Genomic DNA, 3,002 nt, shown 5'->3' with positions numbered 1-3,002 from the left:
AAAGCCTTACCGAGCCATACCCAAATACTCTTTTTGCTCCACGGTTATAACAACCAAATGGAGCGCAACATTTTCCCGATGGCGCAGATCTTACAACACCAATTTGATCGACTTGCACTCAACGCCATACTGGTGGTGCCGATTATTTGGCCTTGTGATGACGATAGCCGGCTCGGCGCGATTGATGATTACTGGGACGACCAACTTGCCGCCACCGCGTCAGGCTTGGCGTTTAGTCGCTTACTGGCGATGTTTGATGACTGGCGCCGCGCCCCCGAGCAACAAACTAACCCGTGCAAACGGCGCATGAACCTGCTCGCGCATTCCATGGGCAACCGCACGCTCATCAGCACCTTTACCCATTGGCACCAATACGCCGGGCTCGACACCATGCCACAATGGTTTCGGCATATCTTTATGATCGCCGCCGATGTTGATAACCAAGCGCTAGAGCCGTACCAATCGGGCAGAGCCGTACTCGATGCCGCCAAACAAGTGCATATTTACTATGCCGCTGATGATATCGCCATGGCCGCCTCAAAAGTGGTGAACGTCCGCCACCGCACCGTCACCCGCCGCCTAGGCATGACCGGCCCCGAAAACCTCGACGCGCTTCCCGCCAACAAAGTGACGGTAACCGACTGCGACGCCTTTAACGACCACTTCGACCCCAACTGGGGCCATACGTATTTTCTTACCGACGACAACAACCACCCAAGCCCGTTGATAGAACAAATGATGAGTAAGATGATAGGTACATAGATACCACGAGCGACGATAACAACATTTGAACTAACAACCTGGACGTAACCATGCCCAACACTTCACTAAAAACCTCAATCAACACCGACACCCTGACCGTGACCCACCATGGTGGCTATCAAACCGTGACGGGCTCTTGTCACCAAGTGGATATAAAACCAAGCGGCTTACGATTGTTAATTGACTGCGGCCAATACCAAGGTGATGACGCGCGAGAGGCGAGGGTAAACCTCAATGGCAAACGTATTGATGCGCTGATCCTTACCCACGCTCACATCGACCACTGCGGTTTATTGCCTTGGCTATTGGCGGCCGGTTTCAATGGCCCCATTTATTGCACCGAAGCCACCGCCGCCTTGGTGCCGCTGTTAATTGACGACACCTTAAAACTGCAACTCAACATGGATTATGGCCATCGTCAGCGGGTACTCGACCGTATCCGCCAGTTGATGGTGACACTGCCTTACAACAGCTGGCACCGGCTAAAGCCCAAGCAAAAAGGGCAGCCAGCAACCTATTTGCGCTTGCAACCGGCGGGGCATATTTTGGGCTCGGCCTATGTCGAATTAAAACTGCCGGACCAACAACGCGTAGTGTTCTCGGGTGATTTAGGGCCAAGCAACACGCCATTGTTGCCCGATCCAACCCCGCCGAGCCGTGCCGATATTTTGTTTTTAGAATCCACCTACGGCGATAAAACGCATGAATCCCTCGCCACCCGTGCCCAGCGGCTCGAGGCGATTATTCAACGGTCACTCGAAGACGGTGGCGCGATATTGATCCCCGCGTTCAGTGTCGGCCGCACCCAAGAGCTGTTGTTTGATATTGAGCAGCTTATTCACCAAAAACAGCTTGATGATGCGCTCCCTATCATTCTCGACTCGCCAATGGCGCAAAAAGTCACGCGTCACTATCGCCAGTTTAAAAAGCTATGGAGCAAAGAGGCCAAAACCAAGCTTAACCAACACCGTCATCCGTTAGCGTTTGAGCAATGCATTACCATTGATGAACATAGCCAGCACATGGCATTGGTGAACCGCCTAAAACAAACCGGTGAGCCAGCCATTGTGGTCGCCGCCTCCGGCATGTGCCAAGGCGGGCGCATTATGAACTACCTCGCCGCATTACTTGAAGACAAACGTACCGATGTAATTTTTGCCGGCTACCAAGCCCAACACACCCTTGGCCGCGACATTCAGCAAGGCAACAAACAAGTGTGGATAGACAACACGCAAGTCACCGTTAACGCGCAAATCCACACAATCTCAGGCTACTCCGCCCACGCCGACCAAAATGACCTGGTCAGCTTCGTGCAAGGCATCCAACCGCCGCCTAAACAGATCCACTTGATTCATGGCGAACCGGACAGCCAGCAAGCGCTAGGCACTCTTCTCCGTAATCAGTAGTCTGTAAGCGCAGCGCTCCGTATTCCCATTCTCGAATACTAATTACTGAATACAGAGTACAGAAAGAGCAAGAACCCCAATGCGAGCACGAGGCTGCTCTTTCCGTATTCCGTATTCCCATTCCCGAATACAGATGACTGAATACAGAGTACAGAAAGAGCAAAGGCCCCGATGCGAGCACGAGGCTGCTTTTTCTAGCCTCTAGTCCCACATTCCGTGATCTATCCCTTTTTTTACGACACAATTGACGACAAATCAGTCAAACTGATCTTATCAAGTGATTTCTCACTGATTTCCACTTTAAATGACCGCTGAGCTATGTAGAATACGTCAGACATTTGACGCACCGCGCTGGACAATGATGAAGCAAATGCTTGTCACTGTGTAGCGCAGTGCGGAATCAATCTAGTGACAGCAACATTGAGTCAGCCGCGTACAGGGAGAACGACACTTCATGGCGGTAGCGTATCCAACCGAGGATTAACGCATAAAACAAGCCATTACTGCGCACGGGAGGAGCGACACCTCATGGCGGTAGCGTGCCCAAATGGCGGTGGCAGAAACCAAGATCACGACTTTCCTTCTTTAATCGCAGCGTTGTTACACATACCGATGAAAAATTTAACATGGATGAATCTGGCATTGCCTCGTATCGGCTGTCAGGGAAAACGCACGAGTGTGCCGTGGAGCACAGAGGTTAACTCAAGGTTAACCATTTGAGCGTAAGCTTAAGAAGAGATGAAGGTAGGCCCTTCAAAGTCTACTGTCGGAAGTCGGCTTTAAACCACCTGACAAGTGGCTGTTATTAAGAGTAACGGTTCAAAAGCGTTGTAA

2 protein-coding genes are annotated in these 3,002 nt (G+C 51.5%); both read left to right on the top strand.

Going from position 1 to position 3,002, the window contains the following annotated elements:
- The coding region (locus DZ54_RS0115695) for an alpha/beta hydrolase (protein ID WP_025675113.1) at window positions 1-762 on the top strand (762 nt) is incomplete at its 5' end.
- A 50-nt stretch (window positions 763-812) separates the two neighbouring features.
- Entirely contained in the window at window positions 813-2,168 is a 1,356-nt protein-coding gene (locus DZ54_RS0115690; RefSeq protein WP_128080553.1) for an MBL fold metallo-hydrolase RNA specificity domain-containing protein, read from the top strand.
- The last annotated feature ends 834 nt before the right edge of the window (window positions 2,169-3,002 follow it).

The organism is Salinivibrio socompensis S35 (assembly GCF_000513715.1).
GTDB classification, from domain to species: Bacteria; Pseudomonadota; Gammaproteobacteria; order Enterobacterales; family Vibrionaceae; genus Salinivibrio; species Salinivibrio socompensis.
This window is presented reverse-complemented; position numbering and strand designations above follow the sequence as displayed.

What these genes read in the sequence shown, in the direction of transcription:
- DZ54_RS0115690 (WP_128080553.1), top strand. Translation starts at nt 813, where the DNA reads ATGCCCAACACTTCACTAAAAACCTCAATCAACACCGACACCCTGACC.